Source organism: Enterobacter cloacae complex sp. EB5, assembly GCF_031432835.1.
In the GTDB taxonomy this organism is placed as follows: Bacteria; Pseudomonadota; Gammaproteobacteria; order Enterobacterales; family Enterobacteriaceae; genus Enterobacter; species Enterobacter hormaechei_C.
Genome location: NZ_CP133860.1, coordinates 2,652,780 through 2,675,568 on the forward strand (window position 1 = coordinate 2,652,780; position 22,789 = coordinate 2,675,568).

The following is a 22,789-nucleotide window of genomic DNA, read 5'->3' on the forward strand; positions in this document are numbered from 1 at the left end:
AGCCGCCCGGAGGCGGCTTTTGAGAAGATTTTGCCGGGTGGCGCTGCGCTTACCCGGCCTACGATTTTATTGGGTTTTGTAGGCCGGGTAAGGCGGAGCCGCCACCCGGCACAACAACGCTAACTCTGCGTCGCCGGTCCCCCAAGGGACTCTTTCGCCAGTTCATCGGCGGATTTACTTTTCAGCACCGTCCAGATAACCACCGCACCCAACAGGTCGAAGACAGCCAGTACCGCGAACAGCGGGCTGAAACCAATCGTATCCGCCAGCGCGCCGACCACCAGCGCAAACAGGGTACTTGCGGTCCAGGCGGCCATCCCGGTCAGGCCGTTGGCGGTAGCGACTTCGTTACGACCAAATACGTCGGAAGAGAGCGTAATCAGCGCACCGGACAGAGACTGGTGAGCAAAGCCCCCGATACACAGCAGGGCGATAGCCACGTAAGGGCTGGTGAACAGGCCGATCATACCCGGGCCGATCATCAGCAGGGCGCCCATGGTGACCACCATCTTACGGGACACAATCAGGTTCACGCCAAACCAGCGCTGGAACAGCGGTGGCAGGTAGCCGCCGACGATACAGCCGAGGTCTGCAAACAGCATTGGCATCCAGGCGAACATTGCGATCTCTTTCAGGTTAAAGCCGTAAACTTTAAACATGAACAGCGGGATCCAGGCGTTAAACGTACCCCAGGCCGGTTCTGCCAGGAAGCGTGGCAGGGCGATACCCCAGAACTGACGGGTGCCCAGGATCTGCCAGACGGACATCTTTTTGCCGTTGTCGGTCTGATGCTGGGATTCCTGGCCATTAATAATGTAGTCACGTTCTTCGTCAGACAGCTTTTTCTGGTCGCGCGGGTGTTTATAGAAGATCAGCCACGCCATGGCCCAGGCAAAGCTCAGCACACCGGAGATGATGAACGCCATCTGCCAGCTGTGCATCACAATCGCCCACACCACCAGTGGCGGAGCAATCATCGCCCCGATGGAGGAGCCCACGTTGAAGTAACCGACAGCGATTGAACGCTCTTTTGCCGGGAACCATTCAGAGCTGGCTTTCAGACCCGCGGGGATCATCGCCGCTTCGGCAGCACCTACCGCACCACGCGCCAGCGCCAGTCCGCCCCAGCTGCCGGCCAGCGCGGTCGCCCCGCAGAAGACGGCCCAGGCTACAGCGAAGAAGGCATAACCAATTTTTGTACCCAGAATATCAAGAACATAACCTGCAACAGGCTGCATTACGGTGTAAGCGGCAGAGTAAGCCGCAATGATGTAAGAGTATTGCTGTGTGGAGATATGTAACTCTTCCATCAACGTTGGCGCCGCTGCTGCCACGGTGTTACGTGTCAGGTAGCCCAGCACGGTGCCGAGCGTCACCAGTGCGATCATGTACCAACGTAACCCTTTAATTTTACGCATGTAAAACCTCATCGTTATGTTATTTCCGTGTCGGGACACGGCAACAACTCAACCGTTGCCGGGAGCTGTTCTGTAACGGGAGGGGCGTAACCGGGAACCTGTCCCGGAACGGCCCGAACCTTGCCATAAGTAATCGTGCTAAGTCGGCTTCCGTACCGTTAAATCCGATGTATCAAACACCGGTAATGCATTCCGTCGGCTTATAGTTTGCGACGGCGAAAAGATAACTTGTCATACAACTTTAAAAGGTGAGTGACATCACAAAAGTGTGAATCTTTGTAGGGACATTATGCGGCGCGCGCAAAGCCAGAGCTGGCGCGGCTTGCGCTAGGGTTTACCCCTTTGAGGGTAATTTATTTGTCGACGTTTATTGATCTAACTCACGAAAAAAACGTCGGACTCTGGAAATTGGTGTGATAACTTTGCAGCATCTGAACATAAGCTTTCTGACGCTCCCGTAATGAGGAAGACGATAATGACACCGTTTATGACCGACGATTTTCTGTTAGATACCGAATTTGCTCGCCGCCTGTACCACGACTACGCAAAAGACCAGCCGATTTTCGACTACCACTGCCATTTACCGCCGCAGCAGGTTGCCGAAAATTACCGTTTCAAAAACCTGTATGATATCTGGCTGAAGGGTGACCACTATAAGTGGCGCGCAATGCGCACCAACGGCGTGGCCGAGCGCCTGTGTACCGGCGACGCGACCGATCGCGAGAAGTTTGACGCCTGGGCGGCTACCGTTCCCCACACCATTGGTAACCCGTTATACCACTGGACGCACCTCGAACTGCGTCGTCCGTTTGGTATCACCGGCAAGCTGCTCTCTCCCGCCACGGCGGATGAAATCTGGGATCAGTGCAACGAACTGCTGGCGCAGGATAGCTTCTCGGCGCGCGGCATCATGAAGCAGATGAACGTGAAGATGGTGGGCACCACCGACGATCCTGTCGACTCTCTGGAGCACCACGCGGTTGTCGCGAAGGACAGCACGTTTGACATCAAAGTGCTGCCAAGCTGGCGGCCGGATAAAGCCTTCAACATCGAACTGCCGACCTTTAACGACTATATGGCGAAGCTGGCGGAAGTGTCTGACACCGATATCCGTCGCTTTGGCGATCTGCAAACCGCGCTGACCAAACGTCTGGATCACTTTGCCGCACACGGCTGTAAAGTGTCTGACCACGCGCTGGACGTAGTGCTGTTCGCGGAATCCAGCGAAGCTGAGCTGGACAGCATTCTGGCGCGTCGTCTCTCCGGCGAAGCCCTGAGCGAGCACGAAGTGGCGCAGTTTAAAACCGCGGTGCTGGTGTTCCTCGGTGCGGAATATGCCCGTCGCGGCTGGGTTCAGCAGTATCACATCGGCGCGCTGCGTAATAACAACCAGCGTCAGTTCAAACTGCTGGGCGCGGACGTGGGCTTTGACTCCATCAACGACCGTCCGATGGCGGAAGAGCTGTCAAAACTGCTGAGCAAACAGAACGAGCAAAATCTGCTGCCAAAAACCATTCTGTACTGCCTGAACCCGCGCGATAACGAAGTGCTGGGCACCATGATCGGCAACTTCCAGGGTGAAGGGATGCCGGGCAAGATGCAGTTCGGTTCCGGCTGGTGGTTTAACGATCAGAAAGACGGCATGGAGCGTCAGATGACGCAGCTGGCGCAGCTCGGCCTGCTGAGCCGCTTCGTTGGCATGCTGACCGACAGCCGCAGTTTCCTCTCCTATACCCGCCATGAATATTTCCGCCGCATTCTGTGCCAGATGATTGGCCGCTGGGTGCACGCGGGCGAAGCGCCAGCGGATATCCAGCTGCTGGGCGAAATGGTGAGAAACATCTGCTTTAACAATGCGCGTGACTACTTCGCCATTGAACTGAACTAAGGCCGTTTGAGGTTGATATGCAATACATCAAAATCCATTCGCTGGATAACGTTGCCGTCGCGCTGGCCGATTTAGCCGAAGGGACGGAAGTGACCTTCGACAACCAGTCGGTGACGTTACGCCAGGCCATTGGACGTGGACATAAGTTTGCCCTGATCCCCATCGCGAAAGGGGAGAACGTGGTGAAGTACGGTTTGCCCATCGGTCATGCGCTGGCGGATATTGCGCCGGGTGAATACATTCATTCCCACAATACCCGCACCAATCTCAGCGATCTGGACGAGTACAGCTATCAACCTGACTTCCAGCCGGAAGAAGGACAGGCGGCCGATCGTGAGGTGCAGATCTACCGCCGCGCCAGCGGGGAGGTGGGGATCCGCAATGAACTGTGGATACTCCCGACCGTCGGCTGCGTGAACGGGATCGCGCGTCAAATTCAGACGCGTTTCCTGAAAGAGACTAACAATGCTGAAGGCACCGACGGCGTGCATCTGTTCAGCCACACCTACGGTTGTTCCCAGCTGGGCGACGACCACATCAATACCCGCACCATGCTGCAAAATATGGTGCGTCACCCGAACGCGGGGGCGGTGCTGGTGATTGGCCTCGGCTGTGAAAACAATCAGGTCGACGCCTTCCGCGACACGCTGGGCGAGTTCGACCCTGAGCGCGTGCACTTTATGGTGTGTCAGCACCAGGACGACGAAGTGGAAGCAGGCGTTGAACAGCTGCACCAGCTGTATGAGGTGATGCGTCACGACAAGCGCGAGCCGGGCAAGCTGAGCGAACTGAAGTTTGGCCTGGAGTGTGGCGGATCTGACGGGCTTTCCGGCATCACCGCTAACCCGATGCTGGGCCGCTTCTCAGATTACGTCATCGCCAACGGCGGCACCACGGTGCTGACCGAAGTGCCGGAGATGTTCGGCGCAGAGCGCATTCTGATGAGCCACTGCCGCGATGAAGAGACGTTTGAGAAGACCGTCACCATGGTCAACGACTTCAAACAGTACTTTATCGCCCATAACCAGCCGATTTACGAGAACCCGTCGCCGGGCAACAAGGCGGGCGGGATCACCACGCTGGAAGAGAAATCCCTGGGCTGCACCCAGAAAGCGGGCGCCAGCCAGGTGGTGGACGTGCTGCGCTACGGTGAACGGCTGAAAACGCACGGTCTGAACCTGCTGAGCGCACCGGGCAACGATGCGGTCGCCACCAGTGCGCTGGCGGGGGCGGGCTGTCACATGGTGCTGTTCAGTACCGGGCGCGGCACGCCGTACGGCGGATTTGTGCCAACGGTGAAAATCGCCACTAACAGCGAGCTGGCGGCGAAGAAAAAACACTGGATCGACTTTGATGCCGGCCAGCTGATCCACGGCAAAGCGATGCCGCAGCTGCTGAGCGAATTCGTGGACACGATTGTGGAATTTGCCAGCGGCAGGCAGACCTGCAACGAGAAGAACGACTTCCGCGAGCTGGCGATCTTTAAGAGTGGTGTGACGCTGTAAGTCGGGTGCGGGCTGGTGCCCTCACCCCGGCCCTCTCCCACAGGGAGAGGGTGCAAACACTAAAAACGGCAACCTCAGGGTTGCCGTTTTGCTGTTAACCTCGCAGAGCGTTCTTCGCTAAACGCGCGTCTTCCGCCTGACAGGCCGCTGCGGTAAACAGCACGTCGGTAGAGGAGTTCAGCGCGGTTTCGCAGGAATCCTGCAATACGCCGATAATGAAGCCGACCGCGACAACCTGCATGGCAATCTCGTTCGGGATACCGAACATGTTACAGGCCAGCGGGATCAGCAGCAGCGAGCCGCCCGCCACGCCGGATGCGCCACAGGCACACAGTGATGCAACGACGCTCAGCAGCAGCGCGGTTGGCAGATCCACCGGAATACCCAGCGTATGCACCGCCGCCAGCGTCAGCACGGTGATGGTGATCGCCGCACCTGCCATGTTCACGGTTGCACCCAGAGGAATCGACACCGAATAGGTATCGCGATCCAGATTCAGCTTCTCCGCCAGCGCCATGTTGACCGGAATGTTTGCCGCCGAGCTGCGGGTGAAGAAGGCATACACGCCGCTTTCACGCAGGCAGGTCAGCACCAGCGGATACGGGTTGCGGCGGATCTGCCAGAACACCAGCAGCGGGTTGATCACCAGCGCCACCAGCAGCATACAGCCGACCAGGACGACCAGCAGCTGCGCGTAGCCCCACAGTGCGTCGAAACCGGTGGTGGCCAGCGTCGAAGAAACCAGACCAAAGATCCCGACTGGCGCAAAGCGAATCACCAGCTTCACCATGAAGGTCACGGCGTTGGACAAATCGTTGACCAGGTTTTTCGTGGTCTCGTTGCCGTGACGCAGCGCGAAGCCCAGACCAATCGCCCAGACCAGGATGCCAATGTAGTTTCCGCTCATCAGTGCGGTGATGGGGTTAGAGACCATGCTCATCAGCAGGCCGCGAAGCACTTCCACAATCCCGGACGGCGGGGTGATATCACCGGCCGCGCTGGTCAGGTGCAGCGTGGACGGGAACAGGAAGCTAAACACCACGGCCGTTAAGGCAGCAGAGAAGGTTCCCAGCAGATACAGGAACAGAATAGGGCGAATGTTGGTTTTTTGTCCGTGCTGGTGGTTGGCAATCGACGCCATCACCAGCATCAGCACCAGTATCGGGGCGACGGCCTTCAGTGCGCCAACGAAAAGGGTGCCGAGCAGCCCCGTCGCTTCCGCGGCAGGTTTTGACACCATCGCCAGCAGAATACCCAGTACCAACCCGACCAGAATTTGTTTTACAAGACTGCCCTGCGCCAGGCGCGCGAACAGACCGCGTGATTGTGTGCTCATACGTTATTCCTGAGTGAAATTGCGTTCCATCCTGGATGTGCTCTAAGTCACATTTATTTCCGGATGTAAGTAAATGTTTGCCTGGTCGAGTATAGGGAATGCGTGAAAGGAGGGAAGCGTAAAATGCTGGATTTTACGTGTTGCGTCATGTTTTTTAACTATTGGTTAACGAAAGTGCCGGGTGGCGCTGCGCTTACCCGGCCTGCATTGCATTTCCCCCTCTCCCTGTGGGAGAGGGTTGGGGTGAGGGCATCAGCCCGCACCGAACGTTGCACTAAGCCTGCTGCTTCTTATCGTGCTGGCGGTTAACCCAGGTATTGATAATCAGCGTCACCAGCAGAATGCCAAACACCACGCCGAGCGAAATGGCGATCGGGATGTGGTAGAAATCAACGATCAGCATCTTAATACCGATAAACACCAGGATCACCGACAGGCCGTACTTCAGCATTGAGAAGCGCTCTGCCGCGCCCGCCAGCAGGAAGTACATCGCACGCAGGCCGAGGATGGCGAACAGGTTCGAAGTCAGAACGATGAACGGGTCGGTAGTGACCGCAAAGATAGCCGGGATACTGTCCACCGCGAAAATCACGTCGCTCAGTTCGACCAGAATCAGCACCAGCAGCAGCGGGGTGGCGAACAGCAGGCCGTTCTTACGCACGAAGAAATGCTCGCTCTCGATCTTGTCCGTCATGCGCAGATGACCCCGGATCCACTTCACCAGCGGCTTATCACCGATACCGGTGTCGTCTTCTTTCGCCAGCGCCATTTTAACCCCGGTGAACAGCAGGAACGCGCCAAACACATACAGCAGCCATTCGAACTGGGTAATCAGCCAGCTACCGGCGAAGATCATGATGGTACGCAGGACAATAGCGCCCAGCACGCCGTACACCAGCACGCGGCGTTGCAGAGCCGCAGGCACGGCGAAGTAGCTGAACAGCATCAGCCAGACGAAGACGTTATCAACCGCCAGCGCTTTTTCAATCAGATAGCCGGTGAGGAAGGCGAGTGCCTGAGGATCGGCCACCGCGCGGCCTTCGGTTGAGGCCAGATACCACCAGAAGGCGGCGCAGAAGAGGAGTGAGAGGGTAACCCATACCAGCGACCAGACGGCGGCTTGCTTGACGCTCATGCCGTGCTCGCCGCGACGGCCCTGCAAAAAGAGGTCGATTGCCAGCATGATGAGCACGACAACCGCGAATCCGCCCCACAGCATTGGAGTGCCGACAGAATGCATACTATTTTCCTTACACATAAAAAACAAAAACGGCTATGGTCAGAAGACGATAGCCGTTAGCTTTTTATGCATAGACCTCGCCTTCCGGCAAGGTCTCACTTACAACCACGAAGGTTGCCCGGCGACCGGATGCGGTTTTGCACGCATCGTAATGACGATCCACCGACGAAGAAGTTACTCCCCTTTGCAGGTAACAAATTATGTCAGACCATCGGTTTCGTCAATGGTCTGCACGATTTCATTACACAGCTTTACGCGACGGCTTCCACATTCACGCCGTCTGCGGGGAAAATCACGCCAGTCTGTCGGCGGATCTCCGTTTGCAGCTTCGCCGTGGTGCGGCTGATTGCCAGCCCCGGGTGGTTCACTTCGTTGTCTTCTACCAGACGGGCGAAGACCTCAGCCTCATAGAGCATAGTGTTAATATGCTGAGGCTGCGTCAGCTCCTGCGCTTTGCCGCCGCGGGGAACGATGCTCAACTTCTGGCATTCGGAGATTTTTTCGATCACCAGCGAGCCGTCTTCGCCCTGAATTTCGCTTGGCAGTACGGAGTCACTGACCTTCGAGTGCTGCAACGTCACGCTGAAATCACCGTAGTCCAGCACCACAACGCCGTGTGCATCCACGCCGCTCTCCAGCAGGCTGGCGGTGGCCGTTACGCCGTGCGGTTCACCCCACAGGGCGACCGCAGAGGCCAGGCAGTAAAAACCGATATCCATAATCGAGCCATTCGAGAAGGCCGGGTTAAAGGTGTTCGGGTTTTCGCCGTCCAGGTAGCGCTGGTAGCGCGAGGAATACTGGCAGTAGTTGATAAAGGCTTTACGCACTTTGCCAATTTTCGGCAGGGACTGCTGCAACAGCAGGAAGTTCGGCAGGCTGGCGGTTTTGAATGCTTCAAACAGCACCACCTGGTTTTCGCGGGCAAGCGCAATGGCGGCTTCCACTTCCTCAATATTCGAGGCCAGCGGCTTCTCGCAGATCACATGCTTTTTGTGGCTGAGGAACAGCTTCGTTTGCGGGAAGTGCAGAGAATTCGGGCTAGCGATATAGACCGCGTCAATGGCGTCGCTTTGCGCCATCTCATCGAGCGAGGTGAACAGATGTTCAACCAGGTAGTCATTCGCAAAACTCTGCGCCTGCTCAAGGCTGCGGGAATAGACTGCGGTGAGCTTATATTTGCCGGTTTCGTGGGCGGCGTCGACGAACTGGCGCGTGATCCAGTTCGTACCGATGACTGCGAAACGTATCATAAACGTTTACGTACTCCGTAACAGGGAACCTAAAGCCACTGTAGCACGTCATCATGACATTTCGCGTGCGCTACTGCGCATTACTCTTTAACGATAAATGCGTCAGCCACAAACGGGTATCAAACTCCAGCTGGTGGTACTGCGGCTCCATATGGCAGCACAGGGAGTAGAACGCTTTGTCGTGCTCTTTCTCTTTCAGGTGCGCCAGCTCGTGCACCACGATCATCCGCAGAAAGGCTTCCGGCGCATTGCGAAAGACGGTCGCGACGCGGATCTCCGCTTTGGCCTTCAGTTTGCCGCCCTGTACGCGGGAGATGGCGGTATGCAGGCCGAGCGCGTTTTTCAGCACGTGGATCTTGTTGTCGTACATCACCTTGTTGATCGGCGGGGCGCTCTTCAGATACTGGTTTTTCAGATCCTGCGTATACTGCCAGAGGGCTTTGTCAGTCGCGAAATCATGCGTACCCGGGTAGCGTTTTTCCAGCACCGCGCCGAGCTTTCCCCCGGCAATCAGGTCACGAACCTGGGAAAGTAAATGTTCCGGGTAGCCCTGGAGATAAGTAAGTTGGTTCATCAACGCCCCAAATCGACAATAAAACGGGTATACTCACGCACCCTTTTCAGGGATACGCCAAATTTTACCATTCAGGAGGGCCGATGAGCCACTTAGACAACGGTTTCCGTTCACTCAACCTTAAACGTTTCCCGGAAACGGACGACGTTAACCCGCTTCAGGCGTGGGAAGCGGCGGATGAATATCTGCTGCAACAGTTGGATGGGACTGAAATCCGCGGCCCGGTTCTGATCCTGAATGACGCGTTTGGCGCGCTGGCCTGCGCGCTGGCGGAACATGCGCCTTACAGTATCGGTGATTCTTACTTAAGCGAGCTGGCGACGCGTGAAAACCTGCGTCACAACGATATCGACGAATCCAGCGTGAAGTTCCTCGACAGCATCGCGGACTACCCGCAGGCGCCGGGCGTGGTGCTGATTAAAGTGCCCAAAACCATGGCGCTGCTGGAGCAGCAGCTGCGCGCGCTGCGTAAGGTCGTGACGCCGGATACGCGTATTATCGCGGGTGCCAAAGCGCGCGATATTCACACCTCGACGCTGGAATTGTTCGAGAAAGTGCTCGGCCCGACCACCACGACGCTTGCCTGGAAGAAAGCGCGCCTGATCAACTGTACCTTCAGCGCACCGGCGCTGGCCGAAGCGCCAGAAACGCTGAGCTGGAAACTGGAAGGCACCGACTGGACTATCCACAACCACGCGAACGTCTTCTCCCGCACCGGCCTGGATATCGGGGCGCGTTTCTTTATGGAACATCTGCCGGAAAATCTTGAAGGTGAGATTGTCGATCTCGGCTGCGGTAACGGCGTGATTGGCCTGACGCTGCTGGCGAAGAACCCGGAGGCCAGCGTGGTGTTCAGCGACGAGTCGCCAATGGCGGTGGCCTCCAGCCGTCTGAACGTGGAAACCAACCTGCCTGAAGCGCTGGATCGCTGCGAATTTATGATCAATAACGCGCTGTCGGGCGTGGAGCCTTTCCGCTTCAACGCAGTATTCTGTAACCCGCCGTTCCACCAGAAGCACGCCCTGACGGATAACGTCGCGTGGGAGATGTTCCACCACGCGCGCCGCTGCCTGAAAATCAACGGCGAGCTGTATATCGTGGCCAACCGCCACCTGGACTACTTCCACAAGCTGAAGAAGATTTTCGGCAACTGCGTCACCATTGCCACCAATAACAAATTCGTGGTGCTGAAATCGGTGAAGCTGGGGCGTCGTCGGTAAGATCGCTTTGCCTGGCGGCGCGGCGCTTGCACAGGCCTACGGTTTCAAATGCCCGGTGGCGCTTCGCTTACCGGGCCTACAATGGCCTCGGATCCGTAGGCCCGGTAAGCGAAGCGCCACCGGGCGATGCCGTTAAATACTCAGCGCCAGTTTTGTCCCCTGCGCAATCGCGCGCCGCGCATCCAGCTCCATCGCCACATCGCACCCGCCAATCAAATGCACCGTTTTCCCCGCCTCACGCAGCGGATCCGCCAGATCCCGCTTCGGCTCCTGTCCGGCGCACAAAATCACATGATCCACGCGCAGCAGCTGCGGTTCGCCGCCGATCAGCACGTGCAGCCCGTCGTCGTCGATCTTCTGGTAGCTCACCGCCGGGATCATCTTCACCCCGCGCGAGAGCAGGGTGGCGCGGTGGATCCAGCCTGTGGTTTTCCCCAGCCCTTCACCCGGCTTGCTGGCTTTACGCTGGAGCATCACGATCTGACGCGGGCTTTTCGGCAGCTGCGGACCTTCCGGGCGTAAGCCGCCGGACTGACTGAGGCTGGTATCAATGCCCCATTCCACGCAGAACTCAGCGATGTTCTGGCTGGTGGCTTCGCCCGGCTGGCTTAAATACATCGCGGTATCAAAACCGATCCCGCCGCAGCCGATGATCGCCACCTTCTCGCCAACCGGCGCTTTGTCCCTTAATACATCCAGATAGCTCAATACCTTCGGATGATCGATGCCTTCGATCGCAGGCGTGCGCGGGGCGATCCCACTCGCGAGGATCACCTCATCGAAACCGATCAGATCCGCCGCGCTGACAAAATGGTTGAGCCGTAGCTCGACGCCCGTCACCTCGATCATCCGGCGGTAATAGCGCAGCGTTTCATAGAACTCCTCTTTGCCGGGGATCTGTCTGGCGATAGTAAACTGCCCGCCGATCTCTGCCAGCGCATCAAACAGCGTCACGCTGTGCCCGCGGGAAGCGGCATTGACCGCGAATGCCAGCCCCGCCGGACCAGCCCCCACTACGGCCAGACGTTTCTTGTTGGTCGCAGGAACGATCGGCATTTTGGTTTCATGGCAGGCGCGGGGGTTCACCAGGCAGGAGGTGACCTTGCCGACGAAGATCTGATCCAGACACGCCTGGTTACAGCCGATGCAGGTGTTGATCTCATCCGCACGGCCACTTTGCGCTTTGGAGAGCAGTTCGGCATCTGCGAGGAATGGACGCGCCATCGATACCATATCGGCATCGCCGCGGGAGATCACATCCTCTGCCACCTGCGGATCGTTAATGCGGTTGGTAGTCACCAGCGGAACGGAGACTTTCCCTTTCAGCTTGCGCGTTACCCAGCTGAACGCCGCGCGCGGCACCGGCGTGGCGATGGTCGGGATGCGCGCTTCGTGCCAGCCAATCCCGGTGTTGATGATGGTGGCGCCAGCGGCTTCAATTGCCTGCGCCAGCTGTACGGTTTCGTCGAAGGTGCCGCCGCCTTCCACCAGGTCGAGCATCGACAGGCGGAAGATGATAATAAAATCCGTACCCGCACGTTCACGCACCGCGCGCACCACCTCCACGGCAAAACGCATCCGGCGGGCATAGTCGCCACCCCATTCGTCGTCGCGCTGGTTGGTGCGTGCGGCGAGGAATTCGTTGATCAGGTAGCCTTCCGAGCCCATCACCTCCACCCCGTCGTAGCCCGCCTCACGTGCCAGCGCAGCGCAACGGGCGAAGTCGTCAATCAACGCCAGGATCTCATCGTGGCTGAGGGCATGGGGAGCAAAGCGGTTAATCGGCGCCTGAATAGCCGAGGGGGCAACCAGGTTCGGCTGATAGCTGTAGCGCCCGGTATGCAGAATTTGCAGGGCGATTTTGCTGCCCTCGCGGTGGACCGCGTCGGTCACAATGCGGTGGTGCGGCAGCTGTGACGCATCGTTCAACACCGCGCCGCCCTCCATCGTCACCCCGGAAGGTGCAGGGGCTACGCCGCCGGTGACAATCAGCGCCACCCCGTGGCGCGCGCGCTCGGCATAGAAGGCTGCCAGACGTTCAGCCCCGTCCGGACGCTCCTCCAGCCCGGTGTGCATTGAGCCCATTAACACGCGGTTTTTAAGGGTGGTAAACCCCAGATCGAGGGGGGCGAATAGCGACGGGTAGCGGCTCATAGTCTCTTCCAGTGTAAAATTATTGTTATGTGGTCGGATGAGTTACTAATTTAGCCAGCGGCAGCGGAAAGGTAAAAGCGGGATCGAATGATTGTGATAGATCTCAAAGAACTTCCCCGGTGGCGCTGCGCTTACCGGGGCTACAAACCGTAGGCCGGATAAGCGCAGCGCCATCCGGCGTATTTTACGGCGCCGCTGCGCGCACCAGCCCCGGCGCCTGCCACATCGACGTGGTCAGCCCGCTGTCCACCAGCCCGAGCTGGTCGGCGTACACCGCCTGCCATTTTTGCATCATGCCGTCGTACAGTTCCCGGTGCTGAGGGTCTGGCGTGAACTCGCGGCTCCACTTCACCAGCCGCTCGCCCGTCGAGGCCATATCCGCAAACAACCCCGCGCCAGCACCTGCCGCAATCGCGCAACCCAGCGCCGTTGCCTCTTTGACTTCCGGCACGCGCACCGGCAGCCCGGTAACGTCGCTTAAAATCTGGCTCCACAGGGCACCTTTGGCCCCGCCGCCCGCAAACACCAGGCTCTCAAACGTCACGCCGGAGAAGTGGGAAATCTGCGCCAGGTTGCAGGCCGAGACGATGGCCGCGTTCTCTTCCAGCGCGCGGAACAGCGTCGCTTTGTTGCACTTTTCCGGGTCGATGGAGAGGTTAATAAACGACGGCGCGGCGTGATACCACTGCTTAAAATGCATCGCGTCGGAGAAGATCGGCATCACGCCGTGGGAGCCAGCGGGCACGCGGCTCGCCATCTCTTCGAGCAGGGAGTAGGTGTCCATTCCCATTCGTTCAGCAATCAGCTTCTCTTCGGCGCAGAAGGCGTCGCGGAACCAGCGCATGGTTAGCCCGGTAAAGAAGCTGATCGACTCCGCCTGCGCCATGCCGGGGATGACGTGCGGGTTTACGCGGATGTTCATCTCAGGGTCGGTGCGCACCTGCGGCAGATTCACCACCTGCTGCCAGAAGGTGCCGCCGAGAACCGCCGTTTGTCCGGCGCGCACCACGCCCAGCCCCAGACAGCCCAGTTGCACGTCGCCGCCGCCCATCACCACCGGCGTGCCTTCACGCAGGCCGCTCTGCTGCGCAGCCTGTCTGGTAATCGCCCCCAGCACGGTGCCGGTCTCTTTCACCGGGGAGAGGATATCGGCGCGCAGCCCGGCCATGTCGAGCAGCGCCGGACGCCAGTCGCGGGAGAAGAGATCCAGCATGCCGGTGGTGCCCGCATTGGACGGATCGACCGCCAGCTCGCCGGAGAGCTTCGCCGCCAGCCAGTCGCTGATCATGGTGATGGTGGCGGCTTTACGATAAATATCCGGACGATGGTGCGCCAGCCACAGCAGGCGCGGCATGGCGCTGAGGGCCAGCGTCTGGCCGGAAACGTCATACACTTCGGATTCAAACCGGTAGTCGTGGATCTCTTTGAGTTCGGCCACCTCGCGGCTGGCGCGGGCGTCGACGTTGGCGCAGGCCCAGATAGCCTCGCCGTTGCGGTCGTACAGCACAATCCCTTCGCGCATCGAACAGCAGGCGACGGACTGAATATCCGCCGCGCTGAGCCGCGCGCGCTCCAGCGCCTGCTGAATACACTGGCAGGCCAGCCGCCAGTTGGTGTCGAGGTCGAACTCCATCGATCCTGGCACGTTCTCCACGCTCAGGTGCTTCCACTCGGCCTGGCCAACGGCAATCTGGTTGCCCTGTAAATCGAAAATCACGGCGCGAACGCTGCCTGTCCCTGCATCTAACGCTAAAAGGTAACTCATGAGCTTGCCTCGTGTCAGGCGCAGGGCTGCTCTTATCCGGCCAGAGCCAGCACCGCGCGGGCTGTCGTCTCTTCCGTCACCAGGCCATTAATACGGCGACCCTTCAGTGCGGCATAAATCGCATCGGCTTTCTCTTCCCCTCCGGCCACGCCGACGATGGTGGGCAGTTGCGCCAGTTCATCGAGCGTGACGCCCAGTAATTCTTTGTGGATCTCCAGCTCCTCAACGCATTCCCCTTCGGCATTGAGGAAATAGCCAAGGATATCGCCCACCGCGCCTTTACGGGCGTACATCAGCTGTTCACCTTCGCTGATATAGCCGGAGCGCAGTATCGTTGCATCGCGGCGCTGGTTTACCGAGCCAATCCCGACCACCGCCACGTCAGCCGCGGTGGCGGCGAGGATCACGTCGCGCACGCTGGTTTCGCGCTTTAAGATCCCGGCGACTTCAGCGGATGACACGCGAAGCGGGGCGGGGATCATGCTGACGCTACAGGCTGCATCCAGCTGGCCGATACCGGTCATATACGGCCCGACGCCGCCGGAGAGCGTCACCAGGCGGATCTGCTGCGAGCTGATAAAGCCGCTTAAGTGTTGCAGACTGCTCATGGTGGTTTCACCGAAGCCCACCGCTAACAGCTGGCCGGGTTGCAGTACGCCCATCAGCGACTGTGCCGCGCCAATGCCCAGCCGCACGTTCATCGGCGGCGTATTCAACGCGGGCATCACGCGCACCAGCTTCAGGCCAAATCGTTGTTGCAACTCCGTTTCCAGCGCCAGACAGCCCTCGTAGCGGGAGTTGATCTGCACGCGGATCACCCCGGACTGACGGCCTTTCTCCAGCAGGCGGGAGATCTTCAGGCGCGGCAGTCCGAGCCGTTCGCCGATGTCGTTCTGGGTCAGCCCGTCGTGGTAGTAGCACCAGGCCACGCGCGCCACCAGCTCCTCTTCCGCCAGTGCCAGCCCGGCAAACCGTCCTTCTTCCGCAGTGCGTTTATCGCTCATAATTGAACTCTTATAAAAATTTAGATCATATGTTCGTGATGGTGCGACGTGAAAATGTGAGCCACGCGACAAAACGGATCTTTTCGATCGTTTCCGCTTTATCTGAATCTCAATCGATAAAACTGTGATCCCTGCACGGTTGTAAATATAGTTCACCGTCTACGCTTTTGAACATTATTAAATCTAAAAATCATTTGTTCAATAGCGGAGCGATGATGACACCACTTCTCGACGCGCGTGATATCAGCAAGCAGTTTTCAGGCGTACCGGTCTTAAAAGGCATTGATTTCACGCTGCTTGCGGGGCAGGTGCATGCGCTGATGGGCGGTAACGGCGCGGGAAAATCGACGCTGATGAAGATCATCGCCGGGGTAGAAACACCGGATAGTGGTGAACTTTCGGTGGCGGGTGAGTCTTTTGCACGGCTTACCCCGGCGCAGGCGCACAGGTTAGGCATTTATCTGGTGCCGCAGGAGCCGCTGCTGTTTCCCAACCTGACGGTGCGGGAAAACATCCTGTTTCGTCTGCCGCGAGAGCGCGATCGGGAAAAACGTCTGGCGGAAAAACTCCGGCAGCTGCAATGCCAGCTTAATCTCGACGCCACCGCCAGCACCCTGGAGGTGGCGGACCAGCAGATGGTGGAGATCCTGCGCGGGCTGATGCGCAACGCCAAAATTCTGATCCTCGACGAGCCCACGGCCTCGCTGACGCCCGGTGAAACCGAACGGCTGTTTCGCCAGATCCGCGCCTTGCAGGATCTTGGCGTCGGGATTGTTTTTATCTCGCACAAGCTGCCGGAGATTCGACAGCTGGCGAGTCACGTCTCAGTGATGCGCGACGGCGCGGTGGTGCTCAGCGGCGAAACCGCGCAATTTGACGATAACGCCCTGATCGCCGCCATGACGCCGGTAAGCCGGGAGACATCCCTGAGCGATACGCAAAAGCTGTGGCTGGCGCTGCCGGGCAACCGCCGCACCCAGGCGCAGGATTTTCCCGTGCTGCGCGTGGAAGCGCTCACCGGGGAGGGCTTTATCGATCTCAGCCTTGAGATTTACGCCGGGGAGATCGTCGGTCTGGCCGGGCTGGTGGGGTCCGGGCGCACCGAGTTTGCCGAAACGCTCTACGGTCTGCGTCCGGTACGCGGCGGGCGGGTGTGGCTGGAGAGCCAGGAGATCACCGCCGATCCTGTCAGTTCACGCCTGCAAAAAGGGCTGGTCTATCTGCCGGAAGACAGGCAGGTGTCCGGCCTGTTTCTCGACGCGCCGATCCGCTGGAACACCGTGGCGCTGAACGAGCCGTCGCTCTGGCAGCAGCGCAAGCGGGAGTCAGCGGTAGTGGAACGCTATCACCGGGCGCTGGGGATCAAGCTCAACCATGCGGATCAAACCGTGCGCACGCTCTCCGGTGGTAATCAGCAGAAGGTGCTGCTGGCGCGCTGTCTGGAGGCCAATCCGCTGCTGCTGATCGTCGATGAACCGACGCGCGGCGTGGACGTCTCGGCGCGCGCCGATATTTATCAGCTGCTGAAAAGCGTGGCGGCGCAGAACGTGGCGGTGCTGATGATCTCAAGCGATCTCGATGAGTTTCCCGGCCTCGCGGATCGGGTGCTGGTGATGCACCAGGGCGTACTCAGCGGCGAACTGCCGCGCCAGGCCGTCAGCCTCGACCGGATGATGGCGCTGGCGTTTGGAGGGCAATCATGAAGATCTTACTGAAAAACCGCGAGCTGAGCGCGTTTCTCGCCATTCTGGCGCTGTTCGCCGTGCTGGTGGCGCTCAATCCGTCGTACCTGAGTTTGCAGACGCTGGGGATGATCTTCGCCAGCTCGCAGATCCTGATTTTGCTGGCTATCGGCGCGGCGCTGGTGATGCTGACCCGCAATATCGACGTCTCAGTTGGCTCCACCGTCGGGCTGTCCGCCATTGCCGTCGGCGTGGCGCTCAATAGTGGCTACGGCCTGCCCGTTTCTATTCTCTTCGCGCTGTCGATCGGCGCGCTGGCGGGGGCGTTCAACGGTTTTCTGGTGGTGGGCCTGCGCATTCCGGCGATTGTCGCCACCCTCGGCACGCTGGGGCTGTATCGCGGGGCGATGCTGCTGTGGACCGGCGGGAAGTGGATTGAAGGGCTGCCGCCGGGGCTGAAATCCCTCTCTGAGCCTGCCGCCGTCGGCATTTCGCCGCTCGGCATGCTGGTGTTGATTATTGCGGCCACAGGCGCGTGGATGCTGTCGCGCACCGCGTTCGGGCGGGATTTTTACGCCGTGGGGGATAACCTCGCCGCCGCGCGCCAGCTGGGCGTGGCGGTGAACCGCACCCGCATGATCGCTTTTACCCTCAACGGTATGCTGGCGGCCTGCGCCGGGATCGTCTTTGCCGCGCAGATAGGCTTTGTGCCCAACCAGACCGGCAGCGGGCTGGAGATGAAAGCCATCGCCGCCTGCGTGCTGGGGGGCATCTCGCTGTTGGGCGGCACCGGCACGCTGGTCGGCGCCTTCCTCGGCGCGTTCTTCCTCACCCAAATCGATACCGTGCTGGTGCTGTTCAGGCTCCCGGCGTGGTGGAACGACTTTATCGCCGGGCTGGTGCTGCTGGGCGTGCTGGTACTCGACGGGCGGCTGCGTCAGGCGCTCTCACGGCATCAGCGGGCGCTGAAATACAGCCGTTTCCAGCCGGGTAACAAAGGGGGAAAGCACGTTACCCCGTTTCCCAAACGCAAAAAAGAGGTGGCGTAAATGAGGCTTAACTGGGAAAGCGCGCTGCTGATTTTACTGGTGCTGGAGAACCTGCTCTTTGGCGCCATCAACCCGCGCATGCTCGACATCAACATGCTGCTGTTCAGCACCAGCGACTTTATCTGCATTGGCATCGTGGCGCTGCCGCTTACGCTGGTGATCATCAGCGGCGGGATCGATATTTCCCTCGGATCGACCATCGGCCTGTGCGCCATCGCGCTGGGTGTCATGATGCAGGCAGGGTGGCCGATGGCGGTTGCCATCCCTCTGACGCTGGTGCTCGGCCTGCTGTGCGGGCTGGTGAATGCGGCGCTGATCCACTACACCGGCATCAGCCCACTGGTCATTACCCTCGGCACGCTCTACCTCTACGGCGGCGGGGCGCTGCTGCTCTCCGGTATGGCGGGCGCGACGGGCTATGAGGGGATCGGCGGTTTCCCGGACAGCTTTACCGCCTTCGCTAACCTCACGGTGGTGGGCCTGCCGATCCCGCTGGTGCTGTTCGCGGTGATCACCGTCTTCTTCTGGCTGATTACCCACCGCGGGCGCTTTGGTCGGCATCTGTTTTTAATCGGCCAGAATCCGCGTGCGGCGCGCTATGCGGCACTGTCGGTGAACGGCATGCCGTATGCGCTGTATGGCCTGGTGGGAGTGGCCTCGGCGGTTGCCGCGCTGGTGATGGTCTCCTATTTCGGTTCCGCGCGCTCGGATCTGGGGCGCGCTTTACTGATGCCCGCGCTCACCGCCGCCGTGCTCGGCGGGGCGAATATCTACGGCGGGTCAGGTTCGGTTGTCGGTACGGCGCTGGCGGCGCTGCTGGTGGGGTACCTGCAACAGGGTTTACAGATGGTCGGCATCCCCAACCAGGTGTCGAGCGCGCTGTCAGGGGCGCTGCTGGTTGTGGTGGTGATGGGGCGTTCGCTGAGTCTGCACCGCGAATGGGTGCGATCTCTCTTCAGAAAACTATCCGGAGCGTAAGATGAAAACAAAACTGCTCGTCCTGGCAATGGCCCTCAGCTTCGCTTCGGCGCAGGCGGCGGACCGCATTGCCTTTATCCCGAAGCTGGTGGGTGTCGGCTTCTTCACCAGCGGCGGCAACGGCGCGAAAGAGGCGGGGAAAGATCTCGGCGTGGACGTGACCTACGACGGCCCGACCGAGCCGAGCGTCTCCGGCCAGGTGCAGTTGATCAATAACTTCGTCAACCAGGGCTATAACGCCATCATCGTCTCTGCCGTGTCGCCAGACGGTCTCTGCCCGGCGCTGAAGCGCGCGATGCAGCGCGGCGTGAAGGTCCTGACCTGGGACTCCGACACCAAACCGGAGTGCCGCAGCATCTATATCAACCAGGGCACGCCGGAACAGCTCGGCGGCCTGCTGGTGGAGATGGCAGGCAAGCAGGTCACCAAACCGAACGCGAAAGTGGCGTTCTTCTACTCCAGCCCGACCGTTACCGACCAGAACCAGTGGGTGAAAGAGGCGAAGGCCAAAATCGAGAAAGATCATCCTCAGTGGCAGGTCGTCACCACCCAGTTTGGCTATAACGACGCCACCAAATCTCTGCAAACCGCCGAAGGGATCTTAAAAGCCTATCCGGATCTGGATGCGATTATCGCCCCGGATGCCAATGCGCTGCCTGCTGCCGCGCAGGCGGCAGAAAACCTGAAGCGGGAAGGGGTGGCGATTGTCGGCTTCAGCACGCCGAACGTGATGCGTCCATATGTTGAGCGCGGCACGGTGAAAGCCTTCGGCCTGTGGGACGTGGTGCAACAGGGCAAAATCGCGGTCAATGTCGCCGATCGTTTACTGAAAAAAGGCGATCTTAACCCTGGCGACAGCGTCGACGTGAAAGATATCGGAACGCTGAAGGTCGAGCCGAACAGCGTGCAGGGCTACCAGTATGAGGCGAAGGGCAACGGCATTGTGCTGCTGCCGGAGCGGGTGGTGTTCACCAAAGAGAACATCAACAAATACGATTTCTGAGGGGGAGCGAATGGCTGATTTAGACGACATCAAAGACGGCAAGGATTTTGGCATCGGTACGCCGCAGCAGAATGTGCCGTACACCCTGAAGGGCTGCGGCTCGCTGGACTGGGGCATGCAGTCCCGGCTTTCGCGCATCTTCAATCCGCAGAGCAACCGCACGGTGATGCTGGCCTTTGACCACGGCTACTTTCAGGGGCCGACCACCGGTCTTGAGCGTATCGACCTCTCCATCGCGCCGCTGTTTGGTGAAACCGACGTGCTGATGTGTACCCGCGGCATCCTCAGGAGCCAGGTACCTGCCGCGACCAACAAACCGGTGGTGCTGCGCGCCTCCGGCGGTAACTCGATTCTGGGCGAGCTTTCCAACGAGTGCGTGGCGGTGGCGATGGAGGACGCCCTGCGCCTCAACGTCTGCGCGGTGGCGGCGCAGGTGTACATCGGCAGCGAATTTGAACATCAGTCGATCAACAACATCATCAAGCTGGTCGATGCGGGCGCGCGCTACGGCATGCCGACGCTGGCGGTGACGGGCGTGGGGAAAGAGATGGCGCGTGACGCGCGTTATTTCTCGCTTGCCAGCCGCATCGCCGCCGAAATGGGGGCGCAGTTCGTCAAAACCTATTACGTGGACGAGGGCTTTGAAAAAGTGACCGCCAGCTGCCCGGTGCCGATTGTGATCGCCGGGGGCAAAAAGCTGCCGGAGCACGAGGCGCTGGAGATGTGCTGGCGCGCGATCGATCAGGGTGCGTCCGGCGTGGACATGGGGCGCAATATCTTCCAGTCCAGCGCGCCGCTCGCGATGCTGAAGGCAGTGAAAAAAGTGGTACACGAGGACATGAGCGCGCGGGACGCGTTCCAGTTCTGGCAGGAAGAGAAACAGGGAGAAGCAAAATGAACGTGACGTTAGTGGAGATCAACATCAAGCCCGAGCGGGTGGACGAGTTTCTGGAGGTATTTCGCGCCAACCACGAGGGGGCGATCAAGGAGCCGGGCAACCTGCGCTTTGACGTATTGCAGGATCCAAGGGTGAAAACCCGGTTTTTTATCTATGAAGCCTATAAGGACGAAGAGGCGGTGCTGGCGCATAAGCAAACCCCGCACTATCTGGCGTGCGTGGATAAGCTTGAGGAATTGATGTCGGAGCCGCGCAAAAAACGCAGTTTTGTCGGGTTGTTGCCGGAGTAGCGGCTTTGCCCGGTGGCGCTGCGCTTACCGGGCCTACGGGGGATGGTGCGATGTTTGCCCGGTGGCGCTGCGCTTACCGGGCCTACGGGGGCGAGATGGTGCGATGTTTGCCCGGTGGCGCTAACGCTTACCGGGCCTACGGGTACGGTGGGTGTTGATTTTGTAGGCCGGGTAAGCGAAGCGCCACCCGGCGTTGTTCACGCCAGCTCCAGCAACTGAACACGCGCCGTCGCGCCCGGCATCAGCTTTTGCAGATTGCTCACCAGCTCATCGCCAGCTTCCTGTAATGCTGCCAGCGGCATTGACGGCAGGCTTTCGAGAATAAACCACATGGACTGCGCCTGGCTGTCCAGACGCGTGCGTATCCCCTGTCGCCAGTTCCAGCGGCGGCAGGTGACGCCGAGATCGTCACGCCAGATAACTTCGCCTGGCTCCGGATTTTCGACGACCGGCTCACCCTCCTTGAAGGTATCAAACGGCTCGCTGCCGTCGGCCAGCGTCAGGCGCGGCGCACCCGAGTAAGCCGCCAGATTTTCTCCCCCCACCGGAATAGCGTAGCGGATGCTGATGGCATTATAGATATCCACCACCGGGTCGAGCGGCGGCAGCGAACCGTCTCTCATCACGCGCTTGCGCAGGGCCGAGGCCGAGCAGGGCGTGCGTTTGGGTTTTGCACCAAAGGCTTTAAACACCTCATCCCAGGCGGCGAGGTGATTTTCTGCCCAGGGCACATCATCATTGAGCATCTGCTGGCAGGCCTGCGCCAGCGCGGCGGGCGCAACCTCCGGTTGGGTAATCGGGGCGGCTTCAACCTGAATGCTCAACGCCCGAAAGCCGGGCGCGATCCCGACAAGTCGCGAATCTATTGACGGTGTTACAAGAGACATAAATAATCCTGTATTGACTGTTTTATACCATGGTAGTGACCAGTGACTGATAAAGTCAATATAATGACCGAGGCGGGCGCCGATGTTGCCCAGGTAAGCCTGGCCGTGGCGAACCGTATCCGCAGCTGGCGGAAAGAGAAAAAGCTGTCGCTGGACGAGCTTTCCCGCCGCGCCAGCGTCAGCAAAGGCATGCTGGTGGAGATCGAAAAAGGGGCTGCCAACCCCAGCATTGCCATTTTGTGCAAACTGGCCGCCGCGCTTGGCGTCTCGGTGGCAGATATCGTTAACGTCTCCAGCGAGCCGCAGGTACACATTATTCAGGAAGAGGCGATCCCGGTTCTGTGGCAGGGCGCACAGGGCGGTTACGCCAGACTGCTGGCAGGCACCGCAGGCCCGGACATGATTGAGCTGTGGCAGTGGGAGATGTATCCGGGAGAGACGTTCACCTCTCCGGGGCATCCGGCGGGAACGTTTGAGCTGCTGCACGTGAACGAAGGCGTATTAACCCTGACGGTGGACGAGACGGTGGCACAGGTTAATGCTGGCGCGTCGGCGGTAGCGAAAACGGAAGCGGCGCACGGCTATGCCAATGAAGGCGATACCGTGCTTCGCTTCACCATGACGGTGGCGGAGTTTCACCGATAAAAA

19 protein-coding genes are annotated in these 22,789 nt (G+C 59.5%); 10 read left to right on the forward strand and 9 right to left on the reverse strand.

Going from position 1 to position 22,789, the window contains the following annotated elements; all coding sequences use genetic code 11:
* Window positions 1-119: 119 nt before the first annotated feature.
* Window positions 120-1,418 (reverse strand): MFS transporter, encoded by a 1,299-nt coding sequence (locus RHN82_RS12700; RefSeq protein WP_003862634.1) that lies wholly within the window; start codon window positions 1,416-1,418, stop codon window positions 120-122.
* Window positions 1,419-1,893: 475 nt separating this feature from the next.
* Here RHN82_RS12700 and uxaC point away from each other — a divergent pair, with 475 nt between their 5' ends.
* Both uxaC and RHN82_RS12710 read left to right on the forward strand, forming a co-directional pair.
* A complete protein-coding gene (gene uxaC / locus RHN82_RS12705) occupies window positions 1,894-3,306 on the forward strand; it encodes a glucuronate isomerase (RefSeq protein WP_047051208.1) in 1,413 nt (470 codons plus the stop codon).
* Window positions 3,307-3,323: 17 nt separating this feature from the next.
* Entirely contained in the window at window positions 3,324-4,811 is a 1,488-nt protein-coding gene (locus tag RHN82_RS12710) for a UxaA family hydrolase (RefSeq protein WP_047051207.1), read from the forward strand.
* 94 nt (window positions 4,812-4,905) lie between these two features.
* On the opposite strand, the gene sstT is transcribed toward RHN82_RS12710, so the two are convergent.
* The 4 genes from sstT to RHN82_RS12730 all read right to left on the reverse strand — a co-directional run bounded on the left by sstT (window position 4,906) and on the right by RHN82_RS12730 (window position 9,211).
* Window positions 4,906-6,147, reverse strand: coding sequence for a serine/threonine transporter SstT (gene sstT / locus RHN82_RS12715; RefSeq protein ID WP_047051206.1), 1,242 nt, complete (start codon window positions 6,145-6,147; stop codon window positions 4,906-4,908).
* A 274-nt stretch (window positions 6,148-6,421) separates the two neighbouring features.
* Window positions 6,422-7,387 carry a TerC family protein gene (locus RHN82_RS12720; RefSeq protein ID WP_017382424.1) on the reverse strand — a complete coding sequence of 322 codons (966 nt, stop codon included), beginning with the start codon at window positions 7,385-7,387 and terminating at the stop codon, window positions 6,422-6,424.
* 251 nt (window positions 7,388-7,638) lie between these two features.
* Window positions 7,639-8,637, reverse strand: coding sequence for a Gfo/Idh/MocA family protein (locus RHN82_RS12725; protein ID WP_003862623.1), 999 nt, complete (start codon window positions 8,635-8,637; stop codon window positions 7,639-7,641).
* Window positions 8,638-8,707: 70 nt separating this feature from the next.
* A complete protein-coding gene (locus RHN82_RS12730) occupies window positions 8,708-9,211 on the reverse strand; it encodes a YgjP-like metallopeptidase domain-containing protein (RefSeq protein ID WP_032655191.1) in 504 nt (167 codons plus the stop codon).
* Between the two features lie 83 nt (window positions 9,212-9,294).
* Between RHN82_RS12730 and rlmG the strand changes: the two genes are divergently transcribed.
* Complete coding sequence (rlmG, locus tag RHN82_RS12735) at window positions 9,295-10,431, forward strand: 23S rRNA (guanine(1835)-N(2))-methyltransferase RlmG (RefSeq protein ID WP_047051205.1); 1,137 nt, start codon at window positions 9,295-9,297, stop codon at window positions 10,429-10,431.
* Between the two features lie 132 nt (window positions 10,432-10,563).
* Here rlmG and RHN82_RS12740 read toward each other — a convergent pair whose 3' ends face one another.
* From RHN82_RS12740 to lsrR, 3 genes are all read right to left on the reverse strand, one after another.
* Complete coding sequence (locus RHN82_RS12740) at window positions 10,564-12,585, reverse strand: NADPH-dependent 2,4-dienoyl-CoA reductase (protein ID WP_047051204.1); 2,022 nt, start codon at window positions 12,583-12,585, stop codon at window positions 10,564-10,566.
* A gap of 184 nt (window positions 12,586-12,769) precedes the next feature.
* Window positions 12,770-14,350: an autoinducer-2 kinase gene (gene lsrK / locus RHN82_RS12745; RefSeq protein WP_047051203.1), complete on the reverse strand. Its 1,581-nt coding sequence runs from the start codon at window positions 14,348-14,350 to the stop codon at window positions 12,770-12,772.
* Between the two features lie 32 nt (window positions 14,351-14,382).
* Window positions 14,383-15,354: a transcriptional regulator LsrR gene (gene lsrR / locus RHN82_RS12750; protein WP_015571933.1), complete on the reverse strand. Its 972-nt coding sequence runs from the start codon at window positions 15,352-15,354 to the stop codon at window positions 14,383-14,385.
* A 215-nt stretch (window positions 15,355-15,569) separates the two neighbouring features.
* On the opposite strand from lsrR, the gene lsrA reads away from it, so the two are divergent.
* Genes lsrA through lsrG form a run of 6 tightly spaced genes read left to right on the forward strand, consistent with a single transcriptional unit; the run spans window position 15,570 to window position 21,254 of the window.
* Window positions 15,570-17,057, forward strand: coding sequence for an autoinducer 2 ABC transporter ATP-binding protein LsrA (gene lsrA, locus RHN82_RS12755; protein ID WP_047051202.1), 1,488 nt, complete (start codon window positions 15,570-15,572; stop codon window positions 17,055-17,057).
* On the forward strand, window positions 17,054-18,085 hold the full coding sequence (gene lsrC / locus RHN82_RS12760) for an autoinducer 2 ABC transporter permease LsrC (protein ID WP_047051201.1): 1,032 nt from the start codon (window positions 17,054-17,056) through the stop codon (window positions 18,083-18,085). The genes lsrA and lsrC overlap by 4 nt, the downstream gene beginning before the upstream one ends.
* Window positions 18,086-19,063: an autoinducer 2 ABC transporter permease LsrD gene (gene lsrD, locus RHN82_RS12765; RefSeq protein WP_047051200.1), complete on the forward strand. Its 978-nt coding sequence runs from the start codon at window positions 18,086-18,088 to the stop codon at window positions 19,061-19,063. It begins immediately after the preceding gene.
* Between the two features lies 1 nt (window position 19,064).
* Window positions 19,065-20,066 (forward strand): autoinducer 2 ABC transporter substrate-binding protein LsrB, encoded by a 1,002-nt coding sequence (lsrB, locus tag RHN82_RS12770; RefSeq protein WP_047051199.1) that lies wholly within the window; start codon window positions 19,065-19,067, stop codon window positions 20,064-20,066.
* A gap of 10 nt (window positions 20,067-20,076) precedes the next feature.
* Entirely contained in the window at window positions 20,077-20,964 is an 888-nt protein-coding gene (gene lsrF / locus RHN82_RS12775) for a 3-hydroxy-5-phosphonooxypentane-2,4-dione thiolase (RefSeq protein WP_047051198.1), read from the forward strand.
* Window positions 20,961-21,254, forward strand: a complete 294-nt coding sequence (gene lsrG, locus RHN82_RS12780) for a (4S)-4-hydroxy-5-phosphonooxypentane-2,3-dione isomerase (protein WP_003862606.1) — start codon at window positions 20,961-20,963, stop codon at window positions 21,252-21,254. Before lsrF ends, lsrG begins: the two co-directional genes overlap by 4 nt.
* A gap of 197 nt (window positions 21,255-21,451) precedes the next feature.
* Here the strand turns inward: lsrG and RHN82_RS12785 are convergent, their stop codons facing one another.
* Entirely contained in the window at window positions 21,452-22,141 is a 690-nt protein-coding gene (locus RHN82_RS12785) for a B3/4 domain-containing protein (protein WP_047051197.1), read from the reverse strand.
* Between the two features lie 63 nt (window positions 22,142-22,204).
* Between RHN82_RS12785 and RHN82_RS12790 the strand changes: the two genes are divergently transcribed.
* A complete protein-coding gene (locus tag RHN82_RS12790; RefSeq protein WP_047051196.1) occupies window positions 22,205-22,786 on the forward strand; it encodes a helix-turn-helix transcriptional regulator in 582 nt (193 codons plus the stop codon).
* The last annotated feature ends 3 nt before the right edge of the window (window positions 22,787-22,789 follow it).

Bases quoted from the DNA above. Each gene is read 5' to 3' on its own strand.
- lsrB (WP_047051199.1), top strand. From the start codon at position 19,065: ATGAAAACAAAACTGCTCGTCCTGGCAATGGCCCTCAGCTTCGCTTCG.
- lsrR (WP_015571933.1), bottom strand. From the start codon at position 15,354: ATGAGCGATAAACGCACTGCGGAAGAAGGACGGTTTGCCGGGCTGGCA.
- lsrA (WP_047051202.1), top strand. From the start codon at position 15,570: ATGACACCACTTCTCGACGCGCGTGATATCAGCAAGCAGTTTTCAGGC.
- lsrK (WP_047051203.1), bottom strand. From the start codon at position 14,350: ATGAGTTACCTTTTAGCGTTAGATGCAGGGACAGGCAGCGTTCGCGCC.
- lsrD (WP_047051200.1), top strand. From the start codon at position 18,086: ATGAGGCTTAACTGGGAAAGCGCGCTGCTGATTTTACTGGTGCTGGAG.
- rlmG (WP_047051205.1), top strand. From the start codon at position 9,295: ATGAGCCACTTAGACAACGGTTTCCGTTCACTCAACCTTAAACGTTTC.
- RHN82_RS12725 (WP_003862623.1), bottom strand. From the start codon at position 8,637: ATGATACGTTTCGCAGTCATCGGTACGAACTGGATCACGCGCCAGTTC.
- uxaC (WP_047051208.1), top strand. From the start codon at position 1,894: ATGACACCGTTTATGACCGACGATTTTCTGTTAGATACCGAATTTGCT.
- sstT (WP_047051206.1), bottom strand. From the start codon at position 6,147: ATGAGCACACAATCACGCGGTCTGTTCGCGCGCCTGGCGCAGGGCAGT.
- RHN82_RS12790 (WP_047051196.1), top strand. From the start codon at position 22,205: ATGACCGAGGCGGGCGCCGATGTTGCCCAGGTAAGCCTGGCCGTGGCG.
- RHN82_RS12710 (WP_047051207.1), top strand. From the start codon at position 3,324: ATGCAATACATCAAAATCCATTCGCTGGATAACGTTGCCGTCGCGCTG.
- lsrG (WP_003862606.1), top strand. From the start codon at position 20,961: ATGAACGTGACGTTAGTGGAGATCAACATCAAGCCCGAGCGGGTGGAC.
- lsrF (WP_047051198.1), top strand. From the start codon at position 20,077: ATGGCTGATTTAGACGACATCAAAGACGGCAAGGATTTTGGCATCGGT.
- RHN82_RS12700 (WP_003862634.1), bottom strand. From the start codon at position 1,418: ATGCGTAAAATTAAAGGGTTACGTTGGTACATGATCGCACTGGTGACG.
- RHN82_RS12730 (WP_032655191.1), bottom strand. From the start codon at position 9,211: ATGAACCAACTTACTTATCTCCAGGGCTACCCGGAACATTTACTTTCC.
- RHN82_RS12785 (WP_047051197.1), bottom strand. From the start codon at position 22,141: ATGTCTCTTGTAACACCGTCAATAGATTCGCGACTTGTCGGGATCGCG.
- lsrC (WP_047051201.1), top strand. From the start codon at position 17,054: ATGAAGATCTTACTGAAAAACCGCGAGCTGAGCGCGTTTCTCGCCATT.
- RHN82_RS12740 (WP_047051204.1), bottom strand. From the start codon at position 12,585: ATGAGCCGCTACCCGTCGCTATTCGCCCCCCTCGATCTGGGGTTTACC.
- RHN82_RS12720 (WP_017382424.1), bottom strand. From the start codon at position 7,387: ATGCATTCTGTCGGCACTCCAATGCTGTGGGGCGGATTCGCGGTTGTC.